The 26,262-nt window shown below is 69.3% G+C and carries 29 protein-coding genes, 1 pseudogene and 1 riboswitch; of the genes and pseudogenes, 17 read left to right on the forward strand and 13 right to left on the reverse strand.

Annotated elements, in window-relative coordinates; translation table 11 throughout:
• Window positions 1-4: 4 nt before the first annotated feature.
• Window positions 5-1,324: an FtsK/SpoIIIE domain-containing protein gene (locus ACGF8A_RS07685; protein WP_393105312.1), complete on the reverse strand. Its 1,320-nt coding sequence runs from the start codon at window positions 1,322-1,324 to the stop codon at window positions 5-7.
• Window positions 1,324-1,674: a hypothetical protein gene (locus ACGF8A_RS07690; protein ID WP_393105313.1), complete on the reverse strand. Its 351-nt coding sequence runs from the start codon at window positions 1,672-1,674 to the stop codon at window positions 1,324-1,326. The genes ACGF8A_RS07685 and ACGF8A_RS07690 overlap by 1 nt, the downstream gene beginning before the upstream one ends.
• Before the next feature lie 206 nt (window positions 1,675-1,880).
• On the opposite strand from ACGF8A_RS07690, the gene ACGF8A_RS07695 reads away from it, so the two are divergent.
• The 6 genes from ACGF8A_RS07695 (at window position 1,881) to ACGF8A_RS07720 (ending at window position 6,904) form a co-directional block, all read left to right on the forward strand.
• Entirely contained in the window at window positions 1,881-2,621 is a 741-nt protein-coding gene (locus ACGF8A_RS07695) for a GntR family transcriptional regulator (protein WP_393105314.1), read from the forward strand.
• A 400-nt stretch (window positions 2,622-3,021) separates the two neighbouring features.
• A complete protein-coding gene (locus ACGF8A_RS07700; RefSeq protein ID WP_393105316.1) occupies window positions 3,022-3,885 on the forward strand; it encodes a hypothetical protein in 864 nt (287 codons plus the stop codon).
• Between the two features lie 370 nt (window positions 3,886-4,255).
• Complete coding sequence (locus tag ACGF8A_RS07705; RefSeq protein WP_352177014.1) at window positions 4,256-4,891, forward strand: NYN domain-containing protein; 636 nt, start codon at window positions 4,256-4,258, stop codon at window positions 4,889-4,891.
• Between the two features lie 303 nt (window positions 4,892-5,194).
• Window positions 5,195-5,506: a hypothetical protein gene (locus ACGF8A_RS07710; RefSeq protein ID WP_393105319.1), complete on the forward strand. Its 312-nt coding sequence runs from the start codon at window positions 5,195-5,197 to the stop codon at window positions 5,504-5,506.
• 253 nt (window positions 5,507-5,759) lie between these two features.
• On the forward strand, window positions 5,760-6,161 hold the full coding sequence (locus tag ACGF8A_RS07715; protein WP_393105321.1) for a hypothetical protein: 402 nt from the start codon (window positions 5,760-5,762) through the stop codon (window positions 6,159-6,161).
• Window positions 6,162-6,415: 254 nt separating this feature from the next.
• Window positions 6,416-6,904: a DUF6650 family protein gene (locus ACGF8A_RS07720; RefSeq protein WP_393105323.1), complete on the forward strand. Its 489-nt coding sequence runs from the start codon at window positions 6,416-6,418 to the stop codon at window positions 6,902-6,904.
• A 353-nt stretch (window positions 6,905-7,257) separates the two neighbouring features.
• Here ACGF8A_RS07720 and ACGF8A_RS07725 read toward each other — a convergent pair whose 3' ends face one another.
• The 3 genes from ACGF8A_RS07725 to ACGF8A_RS07735 are packed head-to-tail and all read right to left on the reverse strand — an operon-like array spanning window position 7,258 to window position 8,429.
• A complete protein-coding gene (locus ACGF8A_RS07725) occupies window positions 7,258-7,554 on the reverse strand; it encodes a hypothetical protein (RefSeq protein WP_393105325.1) in 297 nt (98 codons plus the stop codon).
• Window positions 7,555-7,558: 4 nt separating this feature from the next.
• The gene (locus ACGF8A_RS07730; RefSeq protein ID WP_393105327.1) at window positions 7,559-7,879 is read right to left on the reverse strand and encodes a hypothetical protein; all 321 of its coding nucleotides are present in this window, start codon (window positions 7,877-7,879) and stop codon (window positions 7,559-7,561) included.
• Window positions 7,869-8,429 (reverse strand): bifunctional DNA primase/polymerase, encoded by a 561-nt coding sequence (locus ACGF8A_RS07735; protein ID WP_393105329.1) that lies wholly within the window; start codon window positions 8,427-8,429, stop codon window positions 7,869-7,871. The genes ACGF8A_RS07730 and ACGF8A_RS07735 overlap by 11 nt, the downstream gene beginning before the upstream one ends.
• Window positions 8,430-8,818: 389 nt before the next feature.
• Here ACGF8A_RS07735 and ACGF8A_RS07740 point away from each other — a divergent pair, with 389 nt between their 5' ends.
• Entirely contained in the window at window positions 8,819-10,054 is a 1,236-nt protein-coding gene (locus ACGF8A_RS07740; protein WP_393105331.1) for a hypothetical protein, read from the forward strand.
• Window positions 10,055-10,109: 55 nt separating this feature from the next.
• Here the strand turns inward: ACGF8A_RS07740 and ACGF8A_RS07745 are convergent, their stop codons facing one another.
• The 5 genes and pseudogenes from ACGF8A_RS07745 to ACGF8A_RS07765 form a co-directional block, all read right to left on the reverse strand.
• The gene (locus ACGF8A_RS07745; RefSeq protein WP_393105333.1) at window positions 10,110-11,039 is read right to left on the reverse strand and encodes a phosphotransferase family protein; all 930 of its coding nucleotides are present in this window, start codon (window positions 11,037-11,039) and stop codon (window positions 10,110-10,112) included.
• 1,178 nt (window positions 11,040-12,217) lie between these two features.
• On the reverse strand, window positions 12,218-12,862 hold the full coding sequence (locus ACGF8A_RS07750) for a hypothetical protein (RefSeq protein ID WP_393105335.1): 645 nt from the start codon (window positions 12,860-12,862) through the stop codon (window positions 12,218-12,220).
• Window positions 12,863-12,944: 82 nt separating this feature from the next.
• A complete protein-coding gene (locus tag ACGF8A_RS07755) occupies window positions 12,945-13,148 on the reverse strand; it encodes a hypothetical protein (RefSeq protein WP_393105337.1) in 204 nt (67 codons plus the stop codon).
• 758 nt (window positions 13,149-13,906) lie between these two features.
• Window positions 13,907-14,155: a hypothetical protein gene (locus ACGF8A_RS07760; protein ID WP_393105339.1), complete on the reverse strand. Its 249-nt coding sequence runs from the start codon at window positions 14,153-14,155 to the stop codon at window positions 13,907-13,909.
• 746 nt (window positions 14,156-14,901) lie between these two features.
• Window positions 14,902-15,183, reverse strand: a pseudogene (locus tag ACGF8A_RS07765) (hypothetical protein); the annotation flags it as partial.
• A gap of 82 nt (window positions 15,184-15,265) precedes the next feature.
• Window positions 15,266-15,450, forward strand: a riboswitch (cobalamin riboswitch).
• Window positions 15,451-15,483: 33 nt separating this feature from the next.
• Here ACGF8A_RS07765 and ACGF8A_RS07770 point away from each other — a divergent pair.
• The 4 genes from ACGF8A_RS07770 to ACGF8A_RS07785 are packed head-to-tail and all read left to right on the forward strand — an operon-like array spanning window position 15,484 to window position 18,153.
• Window positions 15,484-16,191: an energy-coupling factor ABC transporter permease gene (locus ACGF8A_RS07770; RefSeq protein ID WP_393105341.1), complete on the forward strand. Its 708-nt coding sequence runs from the start codon at window positions 15,484-15,486 to the stop codon at window positions 16,189-16,191.
• Window positions 16,188-16,547 carry an energy-coupling factor ABC transporter substrate-binding protein gene (locus tag ACGF8A_RS07775; RefSeq protein WP_393105343.1) on the forward strand — a complete coding sequence of 120 codons (360 nt, stop codon included), beginning with the start codon at window positions 16,188-16,190 and terminating at the stop codon, window positions 16,545-16,547. The genes ACGF8A_RS07770 and ACGF8A_RS07775 overlap by 4 nt, the downstream gene beginning before the upstream one ends.
• A gap of 5 nt (window positions 16,548-16,552) precedes the next feature.
• Window positions 16,553-17,302, forward strand: a complete 750-nt coding sequence (gene cbiQ / locus ACGF8A_RS07780; protein ID WP_393105345.1) for a cobalt ECF transporter T component CbiQ — start codon at window positions 16,553-16,555, stop codon at window positions 17,300-17,302.
• The gene (locus tag ACGF8A_RS07785; RefSeq protein WP_393105347.1) at window positions 17,299-18,153 is read left to right on the forward strand and encodes an ATP-binding cassette domain-containing protein; all 855 of its coding nucleotides are present in this window, start codon (window positions 17,299-17,301) and stop codon (window positions 18,151-18,153) included. The genes cbiQ and ACGF8A_RS07785 overlap by 4 nt, the downstream gene beginning before the upstream one ends.
• A gap of 22 nt (window positions 18,154-18,175) precedes the next feature.
• On the opposite strand, the gene ACGF8A_RS07790 is transcribed toward ACGF8A_RS07785, so the two are convergent.
• Both ACGF8A_RS07790 and ACGF8A_RS07795 read right to left on the reverse strand, forming a co-directional pair.
• Window positions 18,176-18,439: a hypothetical protein gene (locus ACGF8A_RS07790; protein WP_393105349.1), complete on the reverse strand. Its 264-nt coding sequence runs from the start codon at window positions 18,437-18,439 to the stop codon at window positions 18,176-18,178.
• Window positions 18,440-18,582: 143 nt separating this feature from the next.
• Complete coding sequence (locus tag ACGF8A_RS07795; protein WP_393105351.1) at window positions 18,583-19,632, reverse strand: Ku protein; 1,050 nt, start codon at window positions 19,630-19,632, stop codon at window positions 18,583-18,585.
• Between the two features lie 62 nt (window positions 19,633-19,694).
• On the opposite strand from ACGF8A_RS07795, the gene ligD reads away from it, so the two are divergent.
• Window positions 19,695-20,576, forward strand: coding sequence for a non-homologous end-joining DNA ligase (ligD, locus tag ACGF8A_RS07800; protein ID WP_393105353.1), 882 nt, complete (start codon window positions 19,695-19,697; stop codon window positions 20,574-20,576).
• A gap of 46 nt (window positions 20,577-20,622) precedes the next feature.
• Entirely contained in the window at window positions 20,623-21,945 is a 1,323-nt protein-coding gene (locus ACGF8A_RS07805; protein ID WP_393105355.1) for a vanadium-dependent haloperoxidase, read from the forward strand.
• Between the two features lie 12 nt (window positions 21,946-21,957).
• On the opposite strand, the gene ACGF8A_RS07810 is transcribed toward ACGF8A_RS07805, so the two are convergent.
• Window positions 21,958-22,764 carry a nuclease-related domain-containing protein gene (locus ACGF8A_RS07810; protein ID WP_393105357.1) on the reverse strand — a complete coding sequence of 269 codons (807 nt, stop codon included), beginning with the start codon at window positions 22,762-22,764 and terminating at the stop codon, window positions 21,958-21,960.
• A 111-nt stretch (window positions 22,765-22,875) separates the two neighbouring features.
• On the opposite strand from ACGF8A_RS07810, the gene ACGF8A_RS07815 reads away from it, so the two are divergent.
• The 4 genes from ACGF8A_RS07815 to ACGF8A_RS07830 all read left to right on the forward strand — a co-directional run bounded on the left by ACGF8A_RS07815 (window position 22,876) and on the right by ACGF8A_RS07830 (window position 26,237).
• Window positions 22,876-23,382 carry a dual specificity protein phosphatase family protein gene (locus ACGF8A_RS07815; RefSeq protein ID WP_393105359.1) on the forward strand — a complete coding sequence of 169 codons (507 nt, stop codon included), beginning with the start codon at window positions 22,876-22,878 and terminating at the stop codon, window positions 23,380-23,382.
• Window positions 23,383-23,406: 24 nt separating this feature from the next.
• The gene (locus ACGF8A_RS07820) at window positions 23,407-23,814 is read left to right on the forward strand and encodes a hypothetical protein (RefSeq protein WP_393105361.1); all 408 of its coding nucleotides are present in this window, start codon (window positions 23,407-23,409) and stop codon (window positions 23,812-23,814) included.
• On the forward strand, window positions 23,811-25,082 hold the full coding sequence (locus ACGF8A_RS07825; protein ID WP_393105363.1) for an ATP-binding protein: 1,272 nt from the start codon (window positions 23,811-23,813) through the stop codon (window positions 25,080-25,082). The genes ACGF8A_RS07820 and ACGF8A_RS07825 overlap by 4 nt, the downstream gene beginning before the upstream one ends.
• A gap of 99 nt (window positions 25,083-25,181) precedes the next feature.
• A complete protein-coding gene (locus ACGF8A_RS07830) occupies window positions 25,182-26,237 on the forward strand; it encodes an SH3 domain-containing protein (protein ID WP_393105365.1) in 1,056 nt (351 codons plus the stop codon).
• Window positions 26,238-26,262: the final 25 nt, after the last annotated feature.

The following is a 26,262-nucleotide window of genomic DNA, read 5'->3' on the forward strand; positions in this document are numbered from 1 at the left end:
CCTCTCACAGCGCTTCGACGTGGAGCTCGGGCAGAACGGGAGTCAGGTGCGCGTACTCCACGGCGACGGCTTCCGCCTCCGCTTCCGTGATCAGGTGGGACCGGGCGCGTTCCCAGCCGTCGCCAGAGGCGAGGACTGCCGTACCGGCCTGTTCCGGGGCGATGGCCTGCGCCGCCTTGAGCGCGTCGGGGTTGAGGTCGCCGAGCGCCATCTCTGCCGTACCGGGGTCGGCCACGCGGTGACACACCCGGCCGCCGAGCTGTGCCCGCAGAGCCGTGACACCGGGTCCGAGGTCGGAGCCGACGCGCTGTCCGGCCACGACGAGGAAGACACCGAGTGCCGCCCCGAGTTGGGCCAGTCGGATCAGCGCCGTGCCGGCTGCATGCGCTTCGTCCTTCTCGCTCCGGCTCGCCACGAGGAAGAGTTCCGCGATCTCGTCGACGATGACGACGACTGGGACCGGGCGTTCCTTGTCGGGCAGGCCCCAGATGTTCCGGACTCGGGCCGCCCGGCAGAGGGTCATCCGGTCGAGGGTCAGGTCGACGAGAGCGGCCAGCAGCCGGACGGCTTGCTCTCGGTTCGTCGCCAGGGCGGACAACCGCGGCTCGTAGAGGGACAGTTCCATGCCGCCCTTGCAGTCGATCCCGACCAGTGCGACGGGTTGTGGGGCGAGGCCCGCCACGAGGGCGTTGATCAGGGTCGATTTGCCGGAGCGGGTGGCGCCGACTATCAGCCAGTGAGGCACGCGCCGCAGGTCGACCACCCACGCGGCCCCGGTCTCCAGGGCGCCCACGGTCACGCGGAGCAGATGGCCGGGCCCCCGCTGCTTCGGCACCCGAGGATCGGCCAGCGGGTCGGCCGCCGAGGCGACGATGCGCACGATCCCCGGCTTCCAGGAGGTCACCCGCACCGCGTGCACCTGCCAGTTCTCCGCCATGGCGGGCGCAGCCTTGACGAAGTGCTCCGGCACCTGCCCCGGCAACAACCGCACGAGGAGCGCGAAACCGCCGGAGGTCGGGCGTATGAGCCCCCTCCGGGGCTCCCGCGGCTGCGGCGGAGGCGCCCCCTTGCCGACGAGCCCGGACACCACGGTCAGCGCCGGCCGACGACTCACGGCGAGCCCGCAGCCGGCCATCAAGGGCCGCCAGGTCTGCACGACCCGGAAGGCCACGGCCGGGAAGCCGCATAACAGCCACCAGGCGACGGGGTAGCGGCGGCGCAGGGCCGGGCCTGCCAGAAGCAGACCCGACACCAGCACTGCGGCCACCACCAGAACCCAGCTCGGCCAGGTCTCACCGGCCGAAGTGGCGGAGGCCAGTTTCATCACTGCCCGGCCCCCTTGCCCGCCGGGGTGGCGGGAGCGCTCAGGGGCCGAATCTCCGCCGCGCGGAACGCGATCCCGTGCCGCCCCTCGTTCTCCCACGGCGTGGCGACCAGGTCCCGCACGGCCACCGGCATGCCGAGCTGCACACCGGCCGGCTCGCCGGCCACGCTCACGTTCACGACGTCGGCCGACGCACCCGCCATCAGGCAGAGGCCGACCTGGTACACGGTCTTGCCCGTGTCGCGGTCAATACGAAGCTGACCGGTCTCACGGTTGGCGACCCGCGGAGCCGGGGGCACGGCACAGATGATCCCCGTGTACTTCGCGGTGTCGATCGGAAGGGTTGCCACTTTTCGGATCTCCTCATCTCAGGCGCCCGAAGGCCGTTCCTCCGGGTTGCTAGACCACCCGTAGTACGGGTGACGGGAACAAGGTTGGCCACCCGTAGTACGGGTTGTCAACCGCCTTCGCGTGGGAGAAGCTAGGTTCCGTCCGCGGGCGGCTACTTTCCACCCACGGACGGAAGAAGCAGTGACCACGGCCGTGGAGGGCCCGTATGCCGCCGAAGAACACGCAGCCGAAGTACCGGCAGATCGCCGACTACCTGCGCGAAGGCATCCTGGACGGCACCTTCCCCGCTGGCCAACCACTGCCTTCCGAGGAGGCGTTGGCGAAGCAGTTCGGCGTGACGCGCCCCACGGTCCGCCAAGGCCTGAGCGAACTCCGGGCATCAGGTCTCGTCGAAGCCATCATGGGCCGCGGCACCTTCGCCCGCTCCCCCCACAGTCGCCCCAGCCACACGCGCCCGCGCGGCGTACGCCGGACCACGGACGGCCGCTACATCGAGGCCGACGGCATCCGCTGGACGGACGCCGAGCCGCCGGTAGCCACCCGCACCGACGCCCCACTTGCCCTGGCGGACCTACTCCGCATCCCGCCGGGCGAGCCGATGTTCACGTACGCCGCGCTGCAAACCGCGGACCACGGCCACCTCCGTCAACTCCACCGGACGTACGTCCCGTTCTCGGTGCTCATCGACACCAAGTACGAGGAGGAGGCCCCACCGCCGGCGCCGGAGCTCTACACGGCGCTCGCCGGCCTGGGCCACGAACTCCACTTCACGGAGTACATCCGCACCCGCATGCCCCTACCCGACCAGGCTCAGGCACTACGGCTCGCCGACGGGGTTCCGATGCTCCACGTCATCCGCGTGACCCTCACCGAGTCGGACAGGCCCCTCGCTCTGGAGGAGTTCCACCTTCCGGGCGACGAGTTGGAGCTGTCGTTCCGGCTGTAGCACGGCCGAGTTGGCTCAGACTTTCTCTACGTCATCAAGGCCCGCGCACGGCGCGGGTGCGCGCCGCCTCTGCGGCGCGCTGCGTGCATGCGGGCTGAGGTAGAGAAACCCTCTGTGGCTGGGGCGGTCGGCTCCACGGCTTTAGGCAGCCACTTTGGGGCGAGCCTCTAAGATCATGGCCCCAACGTCGTGCTTTACCGGGCAGGTCCACAGACTGCCCGACGCGCCGGAAGCTTACGGGGCCATGATCACTCGCCCCAAAGCAGCTCCAGCCCAAAGCCGCTCCGCCGACCTAGGGGCCTCAACGACGGTCTATACCTCACTCAAATGAAAAAAGTCACCCGCAGGACGGACTCCTCATCTAGCATCGACACCAGTCAATGTAGCGACGGAGGCGAACTTGCCCGAGAATGAACTTCTCATTTTCCCTGACCACGTCACGGAATCCTCTTCGGAGTTTCATAAACAGCACCTCTCCGACATGATGCTAATCAGTGTCAGTGATCTTCTCGCTCGGCATCACGAGCGCTTCTTCGCCGAGTCGCATGAAAAGTTGACTCAAAATGGAATCGATCACAACATCCTTTTCAGGCACTTATCTAAGGCGCTTGTCTACAGGGAGCACATTGACGAGACGCAGGCAGCTCGCTTCGAAGTGGCAATCACGAGGACGGTGGACAACTTCCTCTGCTACGTCGCAGACGTGTTGACCCAGGCCATGATCACCTGCCCCCAAATCCTTAAGTCGCAGGAGCAGGTGGCTATGGCGGACATTTTAGAGCACTCCTCCATTGAGGAGTTCACTCACTGGGCGGCAGAGCAGCATGTCGCGCGGCTTTCATTCAAGGGGCTCCCAGCAATTGCCGAATACATCGAGAAGCGCCTGGGATTGTCCATTTACACCAACCGAGACGACTGGGATGCGGTTAAGCGCGCCGTCGCAGTTCGCAACCTGATCGTCCATCGCAGGTCGCGAATTGATGACCGTTTTATTCGAAGCATGGCAGGCGTAGAGGCGTCGTTCAATAAAGGCGAGCGATACACGCCGCCCCCTTCCATGATTCCCGAGGTGATGAAATGCACTAAGCGCATAGTTGGCGACTTCGACCTGCGAATAGCCAAGAAGTTCAAGATCCCATTGCTGGACACAAATGAACTTCCCTGGTACGTGGCGCCTACTGGGCCCGAAGTCCTTAAACAGGTCCCGTTGAGACAGGGAGAGTCCTCCGTGACAGGGCCTGAGACGTCGACCACTGGCACATGACCGGCCCGGAGGGGTCATCCCTGCTCGGGGTGCCGATCGCGAGCGAGCTCAATCCTGGGACGTCTCCGGGCCGTCCGAGGTCCCCTGAGGCCGACCGAAGACGGCCGACAGTGACAGACGAGCCGCAGCCGCCAGCCGCGAAACCCCAGGTCAGATCCCACCAACCATATGGATTTCCCCCAGGGGTGGCGGTCAGGCAAGATCGGATGTCTGCTACCTGCGCCCTTGATCGCAAGCTACGCCGGTCCCTCACATGGTCGCTCCAGTGCCGAGCGCGTTGCTAGAGCAGAGCAAGCGCTGTACCTTAGAGCCATTGCTCCCCGCCCTCCTTCGGGATTGGCGGGGCTTTTTTATCTCGGGGGAGGTTGTAGTGGAGGAGTCTCCTACGCCGGCGCCGAGGGGCCCGCTGCCTGCCCCACCGCTTGAGCGCGTCGCAGTCTTCATCGACTACCAAAACGTCCATCTTTCGGCACGCGAAGCCTTCCTGCCTTGGGGATCGCCCACGAAAGAGGGACACATCGACCCGTGCGCGTTCGCACGAGCACTGGTCGCCATGCGGAAGAGGCCATCACGCCTCTTGAGTGTCCGCGTCTATAGAGGCCGCCCTGACCCGCGCAACGAACCTGATGCCGCCGCGGCGAACGACCGCCAGGCAGCTGTCTGGCAGCGTGGGGGTGCGATCGTCTGCCGCAGACCACTGCGCTATCCCCATGACTGGCCTGATCTTCCTGCGCGCGAAAAGGGCATCGACGTGCAGTTGGCCTGCGATGTGATCACAGAGGCAATGACGCATCAAGTCGACGCCGTGATCATCGCAAGCCGCGACACAGACCTCACGCCGGCTCTTGAGATCGTGCGCTCCCGACGTCTTGCCCACGTGGAAACTGCAAGCTGGGAAGGCGCTTCCAGGATCCGCTTTTCCGGAGAACACGCGCCTTGGTGTCACCGAATGGACGAGGCCGCCTACGAGTCCGTCCGCGACCACAGGGACTACTCGAAGAGCTGACTCGTAGGTAGCCCAGAAGTGGTGAGTGTCTAACTGCGTGACAACGCCGACGAACAACGGCGGACGAGCACGAACGTCTACGGATCGTCAGTGCAGGTGAGCGCCACACCAGCCCAAGGCTAGGCGCCTGCCCGAGTTGCTTCGGGACGAAGGGGTCCCCGAGCCAGCGGCACCATCCATACGCCTTGGTGTTTAGTGCACGACCGCCAACTTCCACAACCCGTGGTGCTCCGCGACTTCGTCCCCTAACGTTCATTCATGCTCGCGAGTTAGGGCGGGCACTTCACGTATGGGGGAGAGTGCGTGATTAGAGATCTGATCTTCGTCGAGACGGCGCGTGCGCAGTTCGATGCGTTGACCAAGCGACACCAGGTCGATGTCAGCGAGGCGTTACTGAAGATCATTCAGGAGGAAAACCGCAGCGGAGTGTGGCGGCACGCAAACAATCGGCGTCTGACGGTCACTTATTCCGTGCACCCAAGCGGCGCGATCGTGGTGAGGGAAATCAGCACGGCCCCCGTCCGCCCAGCCAGACGCGGGCAGCCCTATGCGGGCATGGAGATGCGACACGAGGGTGGCGGACGCTGGATCCACATGAATCCTCACGAGGAGTAATCCTCGAACAGCAACCCTTCAGCCAAGGCTTCGGGGCGACGAAGTCCGTGCCAGACCCGTGCCAGATCGTGCAGGGAACCGCGGGGAACACCGGGGAACCAGTCGACCGCCCACCAAGGTGCCGACGGCGCTCCGACACAGGTCAGTGCGGTAGTCGCCCCCAGAAGACCCAAGCTTCCCAAGCTCATATCGCTGCCCGGCTAGACGCGGGCGGCGACCTCGATGTCAGACGCGCGCTGTTCGGTCCGGTCTCATGGCTGAGAGACCGACGACGAACTGGCGTAGGGGCATAGCTCGGGAAGCCGCGGAGCTTGCCGCCGGCACCCTGGATCCCGACTGTGCATGCATGGTCGACCTGTTCCCGGATGAGCTTCTGTCCGCAACCGATGCCGTCCTGGACGCCTTCGAGGCCGAGCTGCCCACTCTCACCGAAGGTGACGACGAGCAGGTCTTCGCCGCAGTCGAGCGCGTTGTCCTAGCCCTAAACGCGGTGAATGAAGCCAACGACGAGCGCGCCTTCGAGACCGATGAGCGCGAGCAGCTCTGCCTCTACATCGACGAGGCCCTCACTGAGCAAGGCGTCGACGTCACAGCCGTGACCGCCAGCCGCGGGCTCGGCCGGCACGAGCTCACGGACCAGTGGCGGGACTGGTGACACTCCACCATGGTGAGAGGTCAGGTCGCTGAGGCCCGTCTCAGTTTCCGTCTCATTCGTCGGCGTCCGGGGGCGTTCAGGAGCGTTCGACAGTGGGCGCGGCAGAGACCGCCGACCACCCATGAACCCAGGTGAACGCCCCCGAACAACGCCCACAACCCCACCACCACAGTTGGAAAGAGTGCGCCTACCAATTCAAGCCATGCCACCTGTTTCGAGCCCAGCCGCTCACGCGCCTGCCTAGGATGCCGAGCGTGAAGGGTCTGGAGATCATGCGACGAATCAAAGGCTTCAGCACGCCGCTCGGCGGCGTGGACTGGGATTTGCCGCTTCCCCAGCGAGCCGTCGCCGAGAAGGTCGTCGTCTACCTGGAAGACCGCAGAGTCCTGACGAGGTCGCGTGCTGTTATGCACGCAGTCGAGGAGCCAGACCACTGCGTCGCATCGGTGCTGCATATCAGGGAGACCTTAACCCAGATCTTGATGGAGCCTGACACTGGAGACGACCTCGCGGAGAACCTCAAGGCGATGCGAGCCGCTTGCCGGCGGTTCCTGGATGCCGTAGGCCCCAATCACTCGGGACACGTTCGGGGACGCTTCCAGAACGCCACGTTCGGTGCGGCGCTTGGCGAGCTACGCGCGGTTTTCGGTATTCAGCTTGGTGTCATCGCTGCCCGCTACAAGTTTGAGCTTTCAGAGGAGCTGGCGGGCATCCTTCCCGCCTCTGACACCGATGACGAGTAGGAGCGACGTCGCGAGGCGCACCACTGCCGCACCAGAAACGACGGGGAACCGCGGGGAACTGCGGTGGAACAGACCCAGCCTGCATAGCCCCGCCTCAGCCCTTCGCCCGGGTCAGCGCCCAAACCAGCCTCCAGTGATCGCAGCTTCCCAAGCTGATGACACCGCTGGTCTGCCGCTTCGTCCGGGCTGCGGCGCTGGGGCGCCGGTCCCGGCCGAGCGGCAGACCAGCCATGTTCGCCGGGACAGCAAATGGCCCCGTCCGACAACGCTGAGAGAACGATGTCGTACGGGGCCAGACCAGTCGACCGCAGGAGCACGCTCGAACCGCCGCCGACCAGCGTTCGAGGAGCGGTTCAGACGGTGGATGTCTCGGTCGTCGTGCCGTGCAGCTCTGCTTGGAGTCCTGCCGCAAGGAGCTTCGCCAGCATTTCGGCCGCGCCAGGGCGCACGGTGCCCAGCTGCACCAATCCGTCGCCGAGGACATTCACGTCGGCCATCACGCCGGGGAAATCGGAGTCCAACCCGAGCAGCACGAGTTGGTCGGCCAAGGTGCCGGCGCTTCGGCGCGCACGGTTCCAGCCTCGGACGTAGGGCACGCCTGGCACCAGGTCCTCCGCCCGTTTGGCCACCACTCCTCGCCGGTCCGTCATGACGTCAGGCCCTTCCCTTGTGTTCTTCGGCTGTGGTTGACGCGTGACCGTCGCCGTCACGGTCGCCGCCGTATCCGCTTGCCAGTGCCAGGCGTAGGAGCTCGGCGAGTCGCTCGGCCGTGTCGGGTGAGACACGTCCCAGCTCGACGAGGCCGTGTCCGAAGGCGTTCAAGTCCGCACGCAGATAGGGGAAGTCCTTCTCCAGGCCCGCGCGCACGAGGACGTCCCGCAATGCGGTGGTGGCGTTTCGAGCCGCGTACCAGCCGTCGCTGTCGAGAGGTGACCACGCGGCAGCGTCGCGCCCGACGGTCGGCTCATCCGGCATCGGTGGTCGTCTCCTCGGGGAGCGCAGCAACCGCCACGTAAGGATTCGGGTACTGCTCGTCGAAGCGGTCGATCCTCGCCAAGAGTTCCGCGGAGGCGACCAGCGCAGTCGCGAGAGCCACCGGCCGCAACGGGTTGGCCTCCGGCCGGCGCGTCGGTGCCCGGAGCCACTGGTAGCGCTCCTCGGACAGCGGAATGGGGCCGGGCACGACGACGGCAGAACCATCGCTGAGGTATCGGTACGGAGGCGGAGACGAGGTTTCACGGTCGAGGTAGTACGTGAAGGTTTCCCGGCTCTGCGACCCCAGGAAGAACCCGACTCGCTGCGCCTTGCGGTCGATGGCCGAAGGCCCCATCGGCATCCCGCTGCGCTGGAGGCGGTCGAACATCTCCATCCCGAGGCGCTGTTCCACGCTCACCACGTCGAAGAAGCGGCCGGTCGGCAGGAGGCACGGCCTCCGCGGGTCATCCGCCCAAACCTGTCGGCACTCGGTCGGGTCGTCCGCTGCCGCAGACAGCCACTCCATGCCCCGCCTGGTCATCCTCTGCACGTCATCTCACCCTTGGTCGGACTGCGGTGCGGCCTTGGTGCCGCCGTGGGTCCACACTCCCGGCCCGGCACCTGGCCAGGGCAGATGACGAGGGGTGACGGGGGATGACGCGTCCACGCCCGTCGCGTCATCCCCCGTCACCTGTTCCTTGCGAGCGATCTCCGATTACTACGTGCAAGAAGCAATCACCAGCGCGTACATTCGGTCGGGCAGACCGAGTGTTCGCGCCGGCGTACGCACAGGGAATGAAGGGCTACGTCCTTATGAAGCCGACCAGTGCCCGCTTACGGGAAGCCCGCACCGGCCGGGGCTGGAGTCAGCCGCGGTTAGTCAGGGAGTTACGCCAAGCGGCAGCCCAGCGCGGGCATCAACTTCCTTCGGACGCCAGTGTGAAGCGTCGTATCGCGAGTTGGGAGAACGGGCACAGCGCGCCCGACGACTTCTACGGACCGCTTCTCTGCGATGCCTTCGCGACAGGCCCGGCAGAACTCGGCCTGGACTACGGAGAGGCGAAAGATGCTTCGGTACTCGACGCCTCATACCCCGCCAGCCCTGATGACGCCATTCAGACGGTCGGCCAGTTGTGGCGCGCGGACCTCAACCGCTACGACCCGCTACTCACCGCGGAACCGTCCGAGCCGGCATGGAACGAAGCGTCCCTCCGGTGGCTCGTTGCTCCCGAGCCGAGCATTCCCCGGCCGCGTGCTGAGGGGGTGCGCGTCGGTCTCGGCGACGTGGCAGCGATCAAGACCACCGCGGACATGTTCGCCCAGCTCGACGATCAGTTCGGCGGTGACCACGCACGCCACTCGGTCATCCAATACCTCAACAACGATGTGGCCCCACTCCTGCAAGGCCGGTACACCGAGCAGGTGGGCAGGGCCCTGTTCTCGACCGTGGCGGAAGCGACGCTTCTTGCCGGTTGGATGTCCTACGACGCCTGCCACCACGGACTCGCCCAGAGGTACTTCCTCCAGGCCCTCCGCCTCGCCCAGGACGCCAACGACCGCCGGCTCGCAGGCAGCATCCTGTCAGCGATGAGCCACCAGGCGACCTTTTTGGGGCGGTACACGCAGGCCGCGACTCTTGCCCGTGCAGCGCTCATGGGTATTTCTCCGGTGGCCACACCGACGCTGCGGGCTCAGTTCCACGCGATGGAGGCCCGCGCCCTTGCTCGCACCGGAGACGTCGCCGCCTGCGAGGCTGCGCTCAGCGCGGCGACCAAGGCCCTCGAAGGCCGAAACAGCGACGACGAGCCAGAGTGGATCAGCTACTTCGACGAAGCTGAGCTTGCCGCCGAAGCCGCCCACTGCTTCCGCGACGTCAACAGCGCTCGCCGGGCGGTGGCCCACGCCGAGAACGCCATGAGCGGCAGCCACGTACGAAGCGACTTCTTCGCGACGATGGTCCTCGCCGACGCCCACTTGCGCGCAGGGGACGTCGAGGAGGCATGCCGCGTAGCCTTGGATGCTCTGGATCTCGGCGAGCAGCTCAAGTCAGCACGGTGTGTCAGCTACCTCGCCGAGTTCCGCCGGAACCTCAGCGCCGCCGGCCACAGTGCCGCCGCACGCGACCTCGCAGACGAGGCAAGCGAGCACAGGCTGTGGATCGCCGCGGGGACGTAGGTCTTCTCGGCAGGCTCCAGGGTCACGGAGCTAGCCAGTGCTGGGCTGCCAGTTCCTAGAAGGCACTCCACGAGTCGCGTCCCTCGCCCGTCCGCAACGACCTCATCCGCCGGGCGAACTCGGTCGCAGAGCGCTCACTCGCGTCGACTTGGTGACCGAGCCACGCCACCATCATCAGCTCCCGCAGATCGGCCAAGGTCTCGTATCCGGGCCAGTTCATGAGGTCGAAGCCGTAGCGGTGGACGAACTCCGCGTACTCCGCCCTGGTGTGCCAGCCGTACCGGTCGTAGTAGAGGGCGGTCAGGATCAGGTCCCACTCGCGCGGGGCGAGGGCGCATCCGTCGAGGTCGATCAGGACCGCATGACCGTCCCGGTGGCGGAGGATGTTCCCGATGTTGGCGTCTCCGTGGATCAGGCCGAAGGGCAACGCGAAGTCCAGCCGGTCGTACTCCTTGGCAAGCTTGGCCGCCCGCTCCTCCAGGAAAGACCGGTCCTCCGGAGAGACAGCGTGCAAGCCGTCCAGCGAGGCCGACAGCTTGGCCAGGGGATCGAAGTAAGGCAGACCCAGCGACTCGGGTTCTTCCAGCCAGTGAAGGCGACGGAGCAGGTCGGCCAGCTCGCCGACCGTCGCGTACTCCTCTCGCTCCTGGACGCTCTCCCAGAAGGTCACCACCAGGCCGCGGACGAGGACGGGTTGCGTGATGGCGGTCGGCACACGTGTGGCCGGGAAGTCGATCGTCCCCAGCCATCGGGCGACACCCACGGCCCGTTCCATCTCCGCCAGGACGGCAGGGTCACGTGCGATGCGGACGATGATCGGTAAGGACGCCAGCCGGTACACCGCGTTGGAGCCCAGGCGTAGAAGTTCTGCCCCCGTGGAGTCGAGGCCGGCCGCCTCGCACGCCTCACGCATGACGGCTTCCACGCCCTCCGCCGTGAACTCCGTGCCGTCGCCGTGCGCTTCGCCGCCAGTGCCCGAGATCATGCCTCCGACGATACGACGCGGCCCCACCCCCGGACAGGGCACTCACGTAATAGAGGCGTGATGATCTTGGCTGGGTCCGACCTCCGGCGCCACTCCCCCGCAGGTCAGAGCCCCGGCAGCCTTCGCACTTACCTGGCCTCCGGAGCCGTGTGCGCAGGTTCGAATCCTGCCGGGGGCACTCCGGGAAGATCTCCTGACCTGCAGAAATGCAGGTTGGGAGTTTTTGCGTTCAGGCCAGACGCATTCGGTCTTCTGACGTGCCGCTTTCGACGCGGGTGCCGTTCCACATGCCGTGGGTGACCTCTTCGACTGGCAGAGTTCCGCAGGTCACAGCGGTCGCGGTGGGGCGTTTGGCCGTCTGCCCGTCCACGCGTATGGGCCGCACCTCGCCGTGGACATCAGAGCGCCGCTTCCTCGCACGCGCTTCCCGCGTGACCTGTGTTGATGTGGCTGATGCCATACAGAAGCGCGAGTGGTCTGGTGGGTCGCCGCCCATTCGGCCTGCCTCCGTCGTCCGGCCGTACTCCCTGCAGGTGGCAGTGCTGAAACCGTCATGGTGGTCGCCTTCGCGTGCGTGGTCGCCCCACACACAACCTCGCTGTCGGCGTCGACGTCGGCTCGATGACCGCGGTGGTCATCTTCGCCAAGGAGGTGCCCGCCCCGTCGAGGTCACCGCCCGTCACGATGCCGAGCACACCACCTTGCCCACCGGGTCACATGCCTCCTCGGCCAGTTCGTCTACGCCGCCGAAGCCGACCAGGTCGTCAGCGACCTCACCACCGCCCACCTCTGGACGACTCCTCCGTCGCCGTCCTCGACGCCATCGTGACCGAGTGTGCCAACGCGGCAAGACCGTCGAGAGCACGGACCTGAACGAATTCAGCGCCCGGATCCATAGGACCTCGTGCCCCGCCTGCGGCAGAAGGCTGCGACGATGTGGGGCCGGCGCCGGCGGTGCTGCACGAACCCGCGGGTTTTGGTGGGACGTTGGGCCTGGCTTCTGTGCTTGTGGGGGCGGGCAGGCGGCGTTGGCTGAAGAGGGGCCCGCTGCGCCGGCTCTTCGCTACGCGATCAACAGACGAGTGAGCAGAGGCCTGGTGGGACGGATGAGCACGGCGAAGCCCTCGGGGACGGATTGTCTCCGTCCCCGAGGGCTGGTCAGGGCGCCGGCGCTGCGGTCAGTCGCCGCCGAGATGCTTGATCTTCTCGAACGGGTAGGCCCCCACGATCACCACGGCCATACCGTAGAGCGCGAAGAGCACCAGCCCCCAGGTGGAGACCGACTTACCGCCGCCGCTCAGGATGACGCTGCCGATCGGCACGAGCGGCGCCACACTGAGCACGGCTGCGCCGGTGCACCAGAAGGCCACCAGTTGATTGGCTCGCCTTCGGAGCGCGGGAACGGCCTCGACCTCCGCCGGGACGTCGTACCCGATGGATTTGTCGCAGACCTCGCCTCGGTATCCGACGCGTGCCGCCAGCAGACTGGCCACACCCAGCACGCAGAAGCAGCCGAAGATGAACATGTACGCCATGGGTACCTCTGGGTCTCGTCGTGCCGGGCGACCCCAGCGGACGGACTTGACGATGAAGGCGATGAAGGCGATGAAGGCGATGACCATGTTGACGGCCTTGTTCTTCACCCAGCCCGGCAGAACCTTCCCGGCCCAGCCGCCGATCTCACCGCCGAGGCAGCCGATGACGGCGTTGCGCACATAGGTCTTCTTGCTAGAAGCTTTGCCGGCCACGATGTCGCTGAGTACGGACGTCGGGATGCTGGCCAGCGCGCCCTTCGCGCACGGGGCCGCGGCGCCGATGGCCACGGCTGCGACGAGGAACGCCCGCGTCCCACGCCCGGTCCCGCCGGCGACTGCTACGGCCGCGCTCCGCAATCAGTTTGGACCTCTACTGTGCGGGGCGGCCGGCCTCGTGTCGGTGCCGTTGGCCGCGGATCTCCTTGAGCGCCAGGACGAGGACCGCCAGGTTCATGGGGAAGGCGATTGCGTTCGCCACCTCCGGAATGCCGAAGGCGCGCAAGAAGCTCGCTCCGGCGGCTGTCAGGAGCAGCGTGAGTGGCAGGAACCTGCGCCACAGCGGTAGTTCCCGCATCCGGGCAACTGTGACGGAGCACCACAGGATGAGGCAGAGGAAGGCGATCCCGAAAGCGGCAACTGCGGGAAGCATGTGCATCTCCAGAGGGGAGCCGGGGCTTGCCTCGGTGGTGAGGCGGTGGCCTGCGGCCTTGTGGTAGAGGGCAAGGCTGTGGTGCTAAGTGTGCTGTCCGGGGACGTCTTCGATCTTGCGGCTGACGACTTCCTGCCCGTCGATGCGTTTTGCGCACCGACTCAGCAAGAGTTGGGGCCGCTCGCCGCCCTCGGCATGCGCCGCGCTCGTCGCGGCTCAGGCGATTCGTGTTCGGTGCGGTACGGCTGGTCAGGCCCCGTGGCTTCGAGCCGTTCACCTGGAATCCGTACGGCAAGCGGCTGCTCATCACCAGCGTCGCCACCTGCTTCGGGGTGGGGCTTCCGGCCGTGTGGATCGGCATCGCGTGGTGGACCGTACCCGCCGTCGGAGTTCCCGTGGTGGTGTTTCGCGGCGGCGCTCGTGCACCACCGTCCACGGCCCCGAGCCGCGGGCGGAGTGTGACGTCCTGGTGAGCGCCGGGCGTGGTGGGGTGAGCGGCAGGTGGGCCGGATCCCGTCGTGCGTGGGTAGCCAGCCCGCACGAAGGCCCCGGACCTGTCGCCTGTCGCGGTCCGGGGCCTTCGGTATCCACCCTTGAGATGAGCACAAGCAGCCAACTGATGGGCGGGCGCTGGGCCTGTCGGCCCGGCGCCCCTGCCCCATTCGGTGAGATGTGCGAGACGGCTATCGGCCGTGACCGCATTCCGAACCGATGTCAGTGAACTGCGCACCAGGACTACCCTCGCCGTTCAGCAGGTTTGCACCCAGACCGTTCAGGATGCCCACCTGGCCGAGGATGTCGATGTTCATGTCATGGGACCTGCACCCGCCGCCATGGCCGCCTTCGGACGCCTGGGCGGTGGCCGGGATACCCATGAAACCGATGCCGGCTATGACGGCGGTCGCGGCAGCGATCGTGCGAATCCTGCGCATATCTCCTCCTTGCACCGAATGGAGTGCGCCATCAGAAGATCCATTTGGCGCTCATTCCGGAGGCTAGAGCGACATCGCGCGGAGCGCTCATCGGGGAAGCCATCCGGAGGTTCCAGGGCTCAGATCGAGGATCAAACGGGTCATATCGACCTCCTTCGGGTGAGCGCGTTGACTGCGCGCCAGACGGCCATGTCCTGCGCGACCAGCGGGATCGGACTGCCCGTCACGGCAAGGGCGCGCGTGATCAGCGATCGCTACACGTCGGTCTGCTTCGACAGGCCCGGTGCGGGCGGGCGTGGCGGAGCCCGGGAGTCGTATCCAGCTCCCGGGCCCCTGGGGTGCCACCCAATTGCGCACGCCGGCGGCGTTCAAGAGGACGGATCAGTCATCATGCCGTCGTGTTCTTCCTTTGAACTACCGCACCGTGCGAGAGGTGCAGGCGAGAGTCGAACTCGCATCCGACGGCGTCCGTCCGGCATCGGTCGATCCGGCGATCGGCGGCGATGCTGAGACTGGAGCGAGAGTCTGAGATTGACCGCGGCTGCCTCTGCCATGTTGGGCTACCCCGGCCCGTTGGACACTGTGCCGGGGGGAGGACTCGAACCTTCACTGTCACCGCTTCTTCAGGCTGAACTTCAGTGTCAGCTTGCGCTCATCACGCGAACCGGTCCTCAATCCGGCCCGCGCCTTGTGCGCACCCCCGCGCTCGCACGCGGGGGCGATCATGGATGCTACCCGCGGCCAGGTCAGCCGAACAGGTAGCCGAACACCGCGTCACCGACGCGCTGGTCGGTGACCTCGGCGCCGTTGGCCTCCTCGCGGGCGAACTTGACGGCCTGCTGGAGCTTCTCGACGCGCTCCACCAGTTCGTTGACCCGTCGCGCCGGGAGGGCACCCGAGAACCTCACCGTCGTCCAGTATCCGATCGGCACGTCCTCGTAGTACACCTCGACCTGCGCCGGGTGCTTGTCGGTCGCCTCCGCCTTGACGTGGTTGCGCGGGACCTTCTCGCGAAGGCGCCGGGGCGGCCGCCTCCGTTGCCGTGGTGCGTCGCGTGACCAGCGCCTTCGCGCCCCCGGTGCACCGCTTGTCACCACCCCCGGGGGCGCACTACTGTCACCACGCCTTGGTGAACGGGAAATCCGGTGTGATGCCGGTGCGGCCCTCGCCACTGTGATCGGGAAGTCCGGCTCCGGCCCTCAGGGGCGGCCACTGGGTCCTTGTGACCCGGGAAGGCGGAGCACGGGCGGTGTCACCCGTCAGCCAGGAGACCGGCCGAGGCGCGTCGTACACCATCCACGAGGTGCTGGAGAGGGTCTGCTGAAGCCATGCACATAGCCGAGGGTTTTCTGCCTCCGGCGCACGCGATCGCCTGGGGTGCCGCGTCCGCGCCGTTCGTCGTCCACGGAGTCCGGTCCCTCACCCGTGAGGTCAGGGAACATCCCGAGAGCACCCTGCTCCTCGGCGCCTCGGGCGCCTTCACCTTCGTGCTGTCGGCGCTGAAGTTGCCGTCCGTGACCGGGAGTTGCTCGCATCCCACCGGCACGGGACTGGGGGCCATCCTGTTCCGGCCGCCGGTCATGGCGGTGCTGGGCACCATCACGCTGCTGTTCCAGGCGCTGCTGCTCGCGCACGGCGGGCTGACCACGCTCGGCGCCAACGTCTTCTCGATGGCGGTCGTCGGGCCGTGGGCGGGCTACGGAATCTACCGGCTGCTGCGGCGGTTCGACGTGCCGCTGATGGTCGCCGTGTTCTTCGGGGCGTTCGTCGCCGACCTGTCCACCTACTGCGTGACCAGCGTCCAGCTGGCGCTCGCCTTCCCCGACCCGAGCAGCGGATTCCTCGGCGCGCTCGGCAAGTTCGGCTCCATCTTCGCGGTCACGCAGATCCCGCTCGCGGTGAGCGAGGGCCTGCTGACGGTACTGGTGATGCGACTGCTCGTGCAGTCCAGCAAGGGTGAACTGACCAGGCTGGGCGTGCTGCTCACGGGGAAGACCGGCGCCCGGGACAACGGCTCGGAGGCGGTGGCCCGATGAAGCGCAACACAAGGATCAACCTGCTGCTGGTGCTCGCCGTCGCGACCCTCGCGGTGCTGCCGCTGGTGCTCGGGCTCGGCGACCACAAGGAGGAACCGTTCGCCGGCGCCGACGGCGAGGCGGAGACGGCGATCACCGAGCTGGACCCGGACTACGAGCCCTGGTTCTCGCCGCTGTACGAGCCCCCGTCCGGTGAGATCGAGTCAGGTCTGTTCGCCCTCCAGGCGGCCGTCGGCGCGGGCGCGCTCGCGTACTACTTCGGGGTCCGGCGGGGCCGTCGTCAGGGCGAGGCCCGCGCCAGGGAACGGCAGGGCGCGGTGCGGGTCCCCGGGCACGACGGAGCCGAAGGGGCCTGAGCCTCGTGCTGCCGATCGACGCGGCGGCGCACAGCAGCCGCTGGCGCCGCCGTCATCCCGTGGACAAGGCCGTGCTCGGGCTGGGGCTCACGGTGCTGGCGATCTCGTTGCCGCCCTGGCCGGGGGCGGCGCTGGTGCTGGTGACGGCGCTGGCCGTGCTGCTGGGACCGGCGGGCGTGCCCGGGCGGCGGCTGTGGCGGGCCTACCGGGTGCCGCTGGGTTTCTGCGTCACCGGCGCGCTGCCGCTGCTGGTGCGGGTCGGCGGCCCGGACGGGTTCGCCGGTCTCGCCGACGGCGGCGCGGTGCGCGCCGGGGAACTGCTGCTGCGTACCTCGGCCGCCTCCCTCGGTGTGCTGCTGTTCGCGTTCACCACCCCGATGTCCGACCTGCTGCCCCGCCTGGTCCGGGCCGGCGTCCCCGCCCCTGTCGTCGACGTGGCGCTGGTGACGTACCGCATGAGCTTTCTGCTCCTGGACTCCGTGCGCCGGATCCGTGACGCTCAGGCGGCCCGGCTGGGGCACACCACGCGCGCCGCCCGGTGGCGGTCGCTGGCCGGGCTCGGCGCCACCGCCTTCGTGCGCGCCTTCGACCGGGCCACGCGCCTGCAGGCCGGGCTCGCCGGGCGCGGCTACGACGGCACGCTTCGGGTGCTGGTGCCCGAGGCCCGCGTCTCCGTGCCGTTCACGGCCGTGAGCGTCGCGCTGCTCGGGGCGCTGGCCGCCCTGACCTACGTACTCGAAAGGCCGCTGTCATGAGCGAGGCCGCCCCCCTGGTCGCCCTGAGGGGCGCGTCGTTCGCCTACGAGGACGGCCCCGCCGTGCTCAGCGGGCTCGACTTCGAGGTGCGCGAGGGCCGTGCGCTGGCGCTCCTCGGCCGCAACGGCAGCGGCAAGACCACGCTGATGCGGCTGCTCAGCGGGGGACTCAGGGTGCGGGGCGGGGAGTTGACGGTGGACGGCACCGCGGTGTCGTACGACCGGAAGGGGCTGACCCGGTTGCGGACCACCGTCCAGCTGGTGGTGCAGGATCCGGACGACCAGTTGTTCGCCGCCTCGGTGGCGCAGGACGTCTCGTTCGGGCCGCTCAACCTGGGGCTGCCGGACGCCGAGGTGCGGGCGCGGGTGGCTCAGGCGCTGGCCGCGCTGGACATCGCCGCACTGGCCGACCGGCCCACGCATCTGCTGTCGTACGGGCAGCGCAAGCGGACCGCGATCGCCGGTGCCGTCGCCATGCGGCCGCGGGTGCTGATCCTCGACGAGCCGACGGCCGGCCTTGATCCCGACGGTCAGGAACGGCTGCTGGCCACCCTCGACGGGCTGCGGGCGGGCGGCACGACGGTCGTGATGGCCACCCACGACGTCGACCTCGCCCTGCGCTGGGCCGACGACGCGGCCCTGCTCACGCCGTCCGGTGTGCGCACCGGCCCCGCTTCCGAGAACCTGGCCCGCGCGGAGCTCCTGAGGGAGGCGGGTCTGCGCCTGCCGTGGGGAGTCGCGGCGGCGGAACTGCTGCGCGGCCAGGGACTGCTGGACGGTACGGCGACCGGTCCGCGTACGGCGGAGGAGCTGGCGGCGCTGGCGGCGGAGCGTGCGGGGCCGCGCGGCTGAGAGCCGCCGGGCGCCGGGGCCGTCAGTCCTCCGCCGCGTCCCGGTCCTTCCTGCGCCGGGCGAGCAGCGTCGTACCCGCGACCACCGCGCCGATCGCCACGATCTTGGCCGCCTCGTAGGACAGGTGCGGGCCACGGGCACCGGGCAGGTCCAGGAAGATCCAGAGGAGCACGCCGAGGCCGGTCAGCAGCAGGACCACGCCCCCGACCGGGCCGAGGCCCGCCCACCACGCGTCGCCGGGGACCTCCTGGTCCCGCGTCTCGTTCTGCCGCTGCTCGGATCGCATCGCGCCGCGCCCCGATTCGCCGGTCGTGTCTTCACCTCACCTGCTTACCCGACCGACCGGTGGATGATCGACCGCGTCCTGGAGTCTGTGACACAGACGTCGGGTTCGGCACGGGGGTCGAGGTCGAGTGCCCGGTCGCCGGGTCAGGCCGAACGCTTGCGGGACGCCGTCTTCTTCGCCGTCGTCTTCTTCGCGGTGCTCTTCGCCGTGCCCGCCGTGCTCTTCGAGGACGCCGTCTTCTTCGTCCCCTGCGCCGACTTGCCCGCGGACTTCTTCGCGGACGCGGATGTCTTCCTGGCGGCCGTCTTCTTCGCCGTGGACTTCTTGCCGGACGGTTCCTTGGGTGCGGCGCGGCTGCTCCTGCGCTGCGGGAGCGCGTGGACGTCGGCTTCCTCGGCCGGTGCCTCGCCGCGCGACTCCCGCGCCGCGCGGACGCTGCTCTCCAGGGCCGCCATCAGGTCGAGCACCTTGCCGCCCGCCGCGGGTTCGGGCGCCTCGGGGGGCGCCTCGCCGGCCGCCTTCGCGGCGATGACCTCCTCGACGGCCTCGCGGTACTCGTCGTGCAGATCCTCCAGGTCGACCTCGCCGAGGGTGTCCATCAGGGCGTCCGCGAGGTCGAGTTCCTTGTCGCGGACGGTGACGCCGGTGTCGGGGGCGACGCCTTCGGGCGCGCGGACCTCGTCCGGCCACAGCAGCCCGTGCATGGCGATGGCGTCGCCGACCACCCGCAGCATGCCCAGCCGCTCCCGGCCGCGCAGCGCGAACTTGGCGATGGCGACCTTGTTGCTGCGCTTGAGCGCCTCGCGCAGCAGCGTGTACGGCTTGGCGGCGGGGGCGCCGCTCGCGGCGAGGTAGTAGGCCGCGTCCATCTGGAGCGGGTCGATCCGGTCACCGGGCACGAAGGCCACGATCTCGATCGTCTTGGCGGTCGGGAGGGGCAGATGGGCCAGGTCCTCGTCGGTGATCGGGATGATCGAGCCGTCCGCGTCCTCGTACCCCTTGCCGATCTCGGCCCCGCTGACCTCTCGGTCCTCCAGCTCGCAGAACTTGCGGTAGCGGATCCTGCCGCCGTCCTCGGTGTGGATCTGGCGGAACGAGATCGTGTGGCTCTCGGTGGCGTTCACCAGCTTGATCGGGATGCTGACCAGGCCGAACGAGATGGCGCCGTTCCATATGGATCGCACATTCAGCACCTTTCGAGGCGATATCAGCAGTGTTCGTACGGTTCTCATGAATTTCGTGTGATTCTCATCGTATGACGCCGATCACAGAGGTGGAGGGGCGACGGGTCGCGCTCAGCAATCTGGAGAAGGTGCTGCACCCGGCGACCGGCTTCACCAAGGGCGAGTTGCTGCACTACTACGCGACGGCCGCCGGCGTGCTCCTGCCTCATCTGCGGGATCGGCCGGTGTCCTTCCTGCGCTATCCGGACGGCCCCGACGGGCAGGTGTTCTTCACCAAGAACGTGCCGCCGGGTACACCCGAGTGGGTCGCCACCGCCGAGGTGCCGCGGGCGGAGGGTCCGGCCCGGATGGTGCTGGTGCAGGACCTCGCGAGCCTGATGTGGGCGGCCAACCTGGTGGCCGAGTTCCACACCCACCAATGGGTGATCTCCGCGCCGGCGGTCGCCGACCGGATCGTCTTCGACCTGGACCCGGGTCCGCCGGCGACCGTCGTGCACTGCTGCGAGGTCGCCCTGTGGCTGCGGGAGCGGCTGGCGGCGGACGGGATCGAGGCGTATCCGAAGACGTCCGGCTCGAAGGGGCTGCATCTGCTGGCGGCGGTCCGGCCGACACCCTCCGACCAGGTGACGGAGTACGCCAAAGGGCTCGCGGTGGAGGCGGAACGGGCGATGCCCCGACTGGTCGTACACCGGATGACGCGGAGTCTGCGGCCCGGAAAGGTTTTCGTCGACTGGAGTCAGAACGCCGCCCGTAAGACGACGGCGACTCCGTACACCCTGCGCGCGCGGGCGACGCCGACCGTTTCGGCACCGGTGACCTGGGAGGAAGTCGAGGCGTGCCGAGCCGTCGGCCAACTCACCTTCCTGGCGGCCGACATCGCCCCGCGGGTGCAGGACTACGGCGATGTGCTGGCCCCGCTGCTCGACGAGGAGCGGGCCAGTCCACTGCCGTGAGCCACAGCGCCCGCACAGCGCGGGCACCTCACAGCAAGGGACCAGCATGGAAACGACCCGCCCCCGTACCCTCCGCCTCCGTACCCTCCGCCCCGGCACACTCCGCTGCCGCACGCTCGTCGTCGGCCTGACCGCGCTCGCCCTGGGCGCCACGTCGGCCACCACCGTCACCGCCGCCGGCCACGCCCCGGCCGCCGCCCCCAAGGCCCAGGTGCTCCTCGACTGGAACGAGGTCGCCGTCGCCACGGTCAACGCCGACGCCAAGCGGTACGCGCCCGAGCAGAACGTCTGGCACGGTTTCGTCTCGGCCGCCGTGTACAACGCCGTCGTCGGCATCGAGGGCCGCTACGCGCCGTACCAGTGGGACGTGCGCGGCCCCGCCGGCGCCTCCCCCGAGGCGGCCGCCGCTGCCGCCGCGCACCGGGTGCTGCTGACGTACTTCCCGAAGTCGAAGGCCCGGCTGGACGCCGCCTACGCCAAGTCGCTGAAGAACGTCCCCGACGGGAAGGCCGAGGACCAGGGCGCCGCCTTCGGCAGGCAGGCCGCCGATCGTGTGATCCAGCTGCGGGTGGGGGACGGCCGCGGCACGGCGGTGGCGTTCACCAAGTCGCCCGCGCCCGGCGTGTGGCGCCCCACCCCGCCGGACAACACGCCCTTCCGCGTGCCGTGGCTGGCGAAGGTGAAGCCGATGGTGCTGGACTCCGCCGAGCGGTTCCTGCCGGGCGCGCCGCCCGCCACGGACACCCGGCGCTACGCCCGTGAGCTGGCCGAGGTGCGCGTGCTGGGGGCGAAGAACAGCGAGGTGCGCACGGCCCGCCAGACGGAGACCGCGAAGTTCTTCACGGACGTGCTGCCGGTGCAGCTCCAGGCCGCCTACCGCGACCAGGTCCAGCGGCGCGGGCTGGACCTGGTGGACGCGGCCCGGCTCTTCGCGGCGGCCAACACCGCGGCCGCCGACGCGACGATCACCGCGTGGAACGCCAAGTACGCGCACGCCCAGTGGCGGCCGGTCACGGCGATCCGGCAGGCCGGGACGGACGGCAACCCGGCGACCGCGGGCGAGCCCGCGTGGGAGCCGCTGCTGCGCACGCCCGCACATCCGGACCACGTCAGCGGCCACACGGCGGCCGACGGCGCCGCGATGGCCGTGCTGAACCGGCTGACCGGCGGGAACATCGACTTCCGCATCTCCTCCGCGGTGACCGGCACGACCCGGACCTACACGAAGTCGGCCGACTTCGACCGTGACGTGGTGGGCGCCGGCATGTGGGGCGGCATCCAGTACCGGACCAGCGGAGAGGCGGGCAGCCGGCTGGGGCACGCGGTAGGGAACTACGCGCTGGACCACCACTTCCGCCCGGTGCGCTAGGGCCGGCGGGGTTCAGACCCCCGACCAGGTGTTCCGGTCCCGGGCCATCGCGTGCAGGGCCTCGACGTCGGCCGGTTTGAGTACGCCGCCCAGCCGTGTGAGGCCGTCGAGGTCCGTGTCCTGGAGGACGCGGACCTCGCCGACCGGGCCGGGCACCGAGACACGGGACGGCCCGACCAGGGCGAGGACGGGGTGGACCTCGGCGGTCAGGGCGTACGAGGCGCGGCCGGCGTCCGCGCGGACCCGGCGCAGCAGCGGGCGCCCGTCCCGCCGCCCCAGCGTGACCATGGGGTCGGCTATCACGACGCGTTGCCTGCGGGCGTACAGGGCGTGCACGGCGAAGAGCCCGCCGGGGCCGATCACCAGGTGGTGCAGGCGGTCGCCGCCGGGCAGCGGCACGGAGTGCAGGGCGTGCCAGCCCGCGCCGTCCATCCGGTCCAGCGCCTCCCCCACGGTCTGCTCGGCCTCCAGTGCCCGGCGCCGGGGGTCGGCGCGCAGCCGGGGTCCGGGCCCGCCCGGGTCCCGGTCAAGGGCGACCAGGAGGGCCTCACCGGGCCGGTTGGGAGCCAGGTCGTCGTCGGGGTGCAGGCTCAGCCGGGCCAGTTCCGCGGGGGTCGGGACCGGGGGCGGGCCGACCGCGACGGGGCCGGTGAGGAAGGGGCGCAGGGCCTGAAGGACGTCTTCTCTGCGGCCCTCGCTCAGCAGGTTGATCCGGGCCGCCTCACGGTCGTACCAGGCGATGTTCCTGCCGTCCGTGAGGCAGACGTACAGCCGTTCCCGACCGTGCCGCCAGGTCGGTACGACGCGCAGTCCGCTCATGCACATCACCCCACGACCATGGGAACAGGCGGGGTGCTCCAGGGGCAAGAACCCGGCTACCTTTGACAGGAGTTGGGACAGGCCCGCGCGAGTGGCGGTTGGGGAGGCGCTTTGCGTACCCTCGGGAAGCAACCCGGCGTACCGGCCCCGGACATGCCGTGGAACGAGATCGTGCCTGGTCTGTGGATGGGCGGGCACGAGTTCGCGGGTCGTTCGGGGCAGCTGGAGTTCGCCGTCGTCCGGGACGAGTTCGATCTCGTCCAGACCCTGCTGCGGCTGCCGGGCCACGGTCCGGACCCGGACGTCGACCACCATGTCTGGCCGATCCCGGACGGCCCGCTCGACGGCACCCAGCTGGCCGGGGTGATCCGGCTGGCCGAGGCGGCCTGCGAGGCGCTGGACCGGGGCCGCCGGGTACTGGTGCGCTGCCACCACGGCTACAACCGCTCCGGCCTGGTCATCGCGCACGCCCTGATGCGCGGGGGCCGCTCCGCCGAGTCGGCGATCCGGCTGATCCGCGCCCGCCGCTCACCGTGGGCGCTGCACAACGAGCTGTTCGTGGAGTACCTGCGCACGGGGCTGCCGACGGTGCGGTTCCTGGAGGAGCTCGCGGAGTAGCCCGCCGCCTGATCAAGTCCACCCGTGACACGCCGGATGGCGCAGTGCGGTGCGCCCAGGGACGGGGCAGGCACCGGCTGCCCGGTGCTGAAGCCGTACTACCGCGATCTGACCGGCGACGGACGGCCCGAGATGACGCTGGGCTTCCGGCTGCTGCCCGGCGAGATGACCGCCGTCCGCGTCTACACCGTCGACAAGCACCGGCTGGTGCAGGTCATGGCCTACGACGACGCCCTGACCGGGATCGAGATCGCCGGTCAGTCGGTGATCCTGCGTGCGCCGTCCGAGGTCCCGGGGTACGAGTACCGCCTGCAGTGGAGCTGGGACACCGACCAGCGCGCCATGCTGCTCACCCACGACGAGATGCTGCGCACCGGCAGGCGGCCGGAACCGCACCGCCCCTCCGGCACGCCCTCCGCGAGCCACCGGTGAGGCTCGCCCTGCCGCAGTGGGCCGGCACCCTCGCGGTGAAGGCCGCCGTCTTCATCACGGTGATGTGCTGCGCCCTGGCCGCGCTGCTCGGCGTCCTGGTCCATGTCTCGGTGACCAACCAGACCGTCGGCCAGGCCCGCGCCCTGGCCCTCACCCGGCTGGCGGACGCGACCGAGGCCTACGAGGCCGGAGACCCGCTGACGCCGGGCGCGGCCGTCGACCCGGGCGGCCTGCCCGCGTCGCTGCGCTCGCTCACGGCGGCAGGGCAGCGCGGCACGATGGTCGCCGACAACGACGGCCGGCCCACGATGTGGGCGGCGGGCCCGGTCGACGGTGGCCGGGCCCTGGGGGTGGCGGTCGACTACTCCCAGCAGGCCCGCACCATCGAGGGCCTGGACCGGGCGATCGGCTGGTCGTCGGCGCCGGCGATCGGCGCGACGGTGCTGGTGGGCGCGTTCGCGGTGACCCGGGTGACCCGGCGGCTGCACGCCACGGCGCGGGTGGCCCGGCGGATCAGCGCCGGCGACCTGGACGAGCGTGTGAACGACCCGCGCACCCGGGACCGGACGCGACCGCAGGACGAGGTTGCCTCGGTCGCCGCCGCGCTGGACTCCATGGCCGCGTCGCTGCAGGGCAAGCTGCTCGCCGAGCAGCGGTTCACCGCGGACGTGGCACACGAGCTGCGCACCCCGCTGACCGGCCTGCACGCGGCGGCCGAGCTGCTGCCGCCCGGGCGCCCGACGGAGCTGGTCCGCGACCGGGTGGCCGCGCTGCGCACGCTCACCGAGGACCTGCTGGAGATCTCCCGGCTGGACACCGGGCGCGAGCAGCTGGACCTGGACACCGAGGACCTGGGCGCGCTGGCGGAGCGGGTCGTCCGGGCGTCCGGCACGGACACGGCGGTGCGGATCGCGCGGGACGCGCGGGTGGAGAGCGACCGGCGGCGGCTGGAGCGGGTGCTCGGCAACCTCGTCGCCAACGCGCACAAGCACGGGCGGCCGCCCGTCGTGGTGACGGTGGACGGGCCGCTGGTGACCGTGCGGGATCACGGGGCGGGCTATCCGGAGTACCTGGTGGCGCACGGGCCGCAGCGGTTCCGTACCGAGGGCGGGGCCAAGGGGCACGGCCTCGGCCTGACCATCGCGCTGGGCCAGGCGGAGGTCCTGGGCGCCCACCTGGAGTTCCGCAACGCGCCAGGCGGAGGGGCGGTCGCACGGTTGACGCTGCCTCATGCTGCGCCGAACGGGCGTACGGCGGACGAGGGCTGACCCCTCCCCGATGGCGCACTGTGACGGGCGCCTCGGGAAGCACGCTCCTAATGTGGCGATTAGTCAGCTTCGCCCCGCCCTCTCACGGGAGGTTCTCCCATGTCCCTGCGCTCTTCCCGCACCCGCCGTCTCGTCATGACGGCGGCCGGAGGCGCCCTGGCCACCGCGTTGGCGGTCTCGCCGGCGTTCGCCGGTGGCATCTGGGGCGACGACTCCGGCAAGGGCTCCGCCCCCGCCCCCGGCGGGGGCGGCACCGGCAACGTCCCGGCGCCCCCCGGCACCGGCAACGTCCCCGCCCCCGCCCCTGGTGGTGAGGCGGGCACCGGCGCCGTCGTCCCCGCTCCCGTCCCCGCCCCCGTGCCGGTCCCGGTGCCCGTCCCCGGCATCGGTGTCGGTGGTTACGGGCCGGGCTTCGGACCCGGGTTCGGGCCGGGCTTCGGGCCCGGCTTCGGCTATCACAACTTCGGCGGCCACGGCCGCGTCAACGTCTTCAGCGGAAACGGCGGCGTCGACGTGTTCGCCGGCAATCGCGGCGGGTTCAACGGCAACGGCGGATTCAACGGCAACGGCAACGGCGTCGGTGGATTCAACGGCAACGACTGGTCCCGTAACGGCGGCAACGTCGACGTCTACGCCGGCAACGGCAACGTCGACGTGTTCGCCGGCGGCGACCGCGGCAACAACGGCCGGGACGGCTTCGGCGGGAACGGCAACGGCAACCACAACGGCCGGGACGGCTTCGGCGGGAACGGCAACGGCAACCACAACGGCAACCAGAACGGCGACTTCGACGACGACTTCGACGACGACTTCGACGACGGGGACGACTGGGACCTCGGTGACGACGACTTCGACGACGGCGACTTCGACGACGGCATCGGCGGCGACGACGGCATCGGTGGCGACGACGGCGCCAACCAGGCCACCTATCGAGGTGTCGTCACCGCCGACAACCTCGCGGTGCGCTCCCGCCCCACCCTGCGCAGCCGGGTCATCGGCCGGGTCGACCGCGGCGACGTGGTGCGCATCTACTGCAAGGCGGCGGGCGACCGGGTGCGGAGCAACCCCCTCTGGTACCTCCTCAAGGGCCGCACCTGGGCCTGGGGCCCGGCCCGTTACATCGACAACGAGGGGCCCGCGCCACGCTGGTGCTGACGCCGACAGCACACGAGCCACACCA

It is taken from the genome of Streptomyces sp. NPDC047706, from assembly GCF_043204795.1.
Classification (GTDB): Bacteria; Actinomycetota; Actinomycetes; order Streptomycetales; family Streptomycetaceae; genus Streptomyces.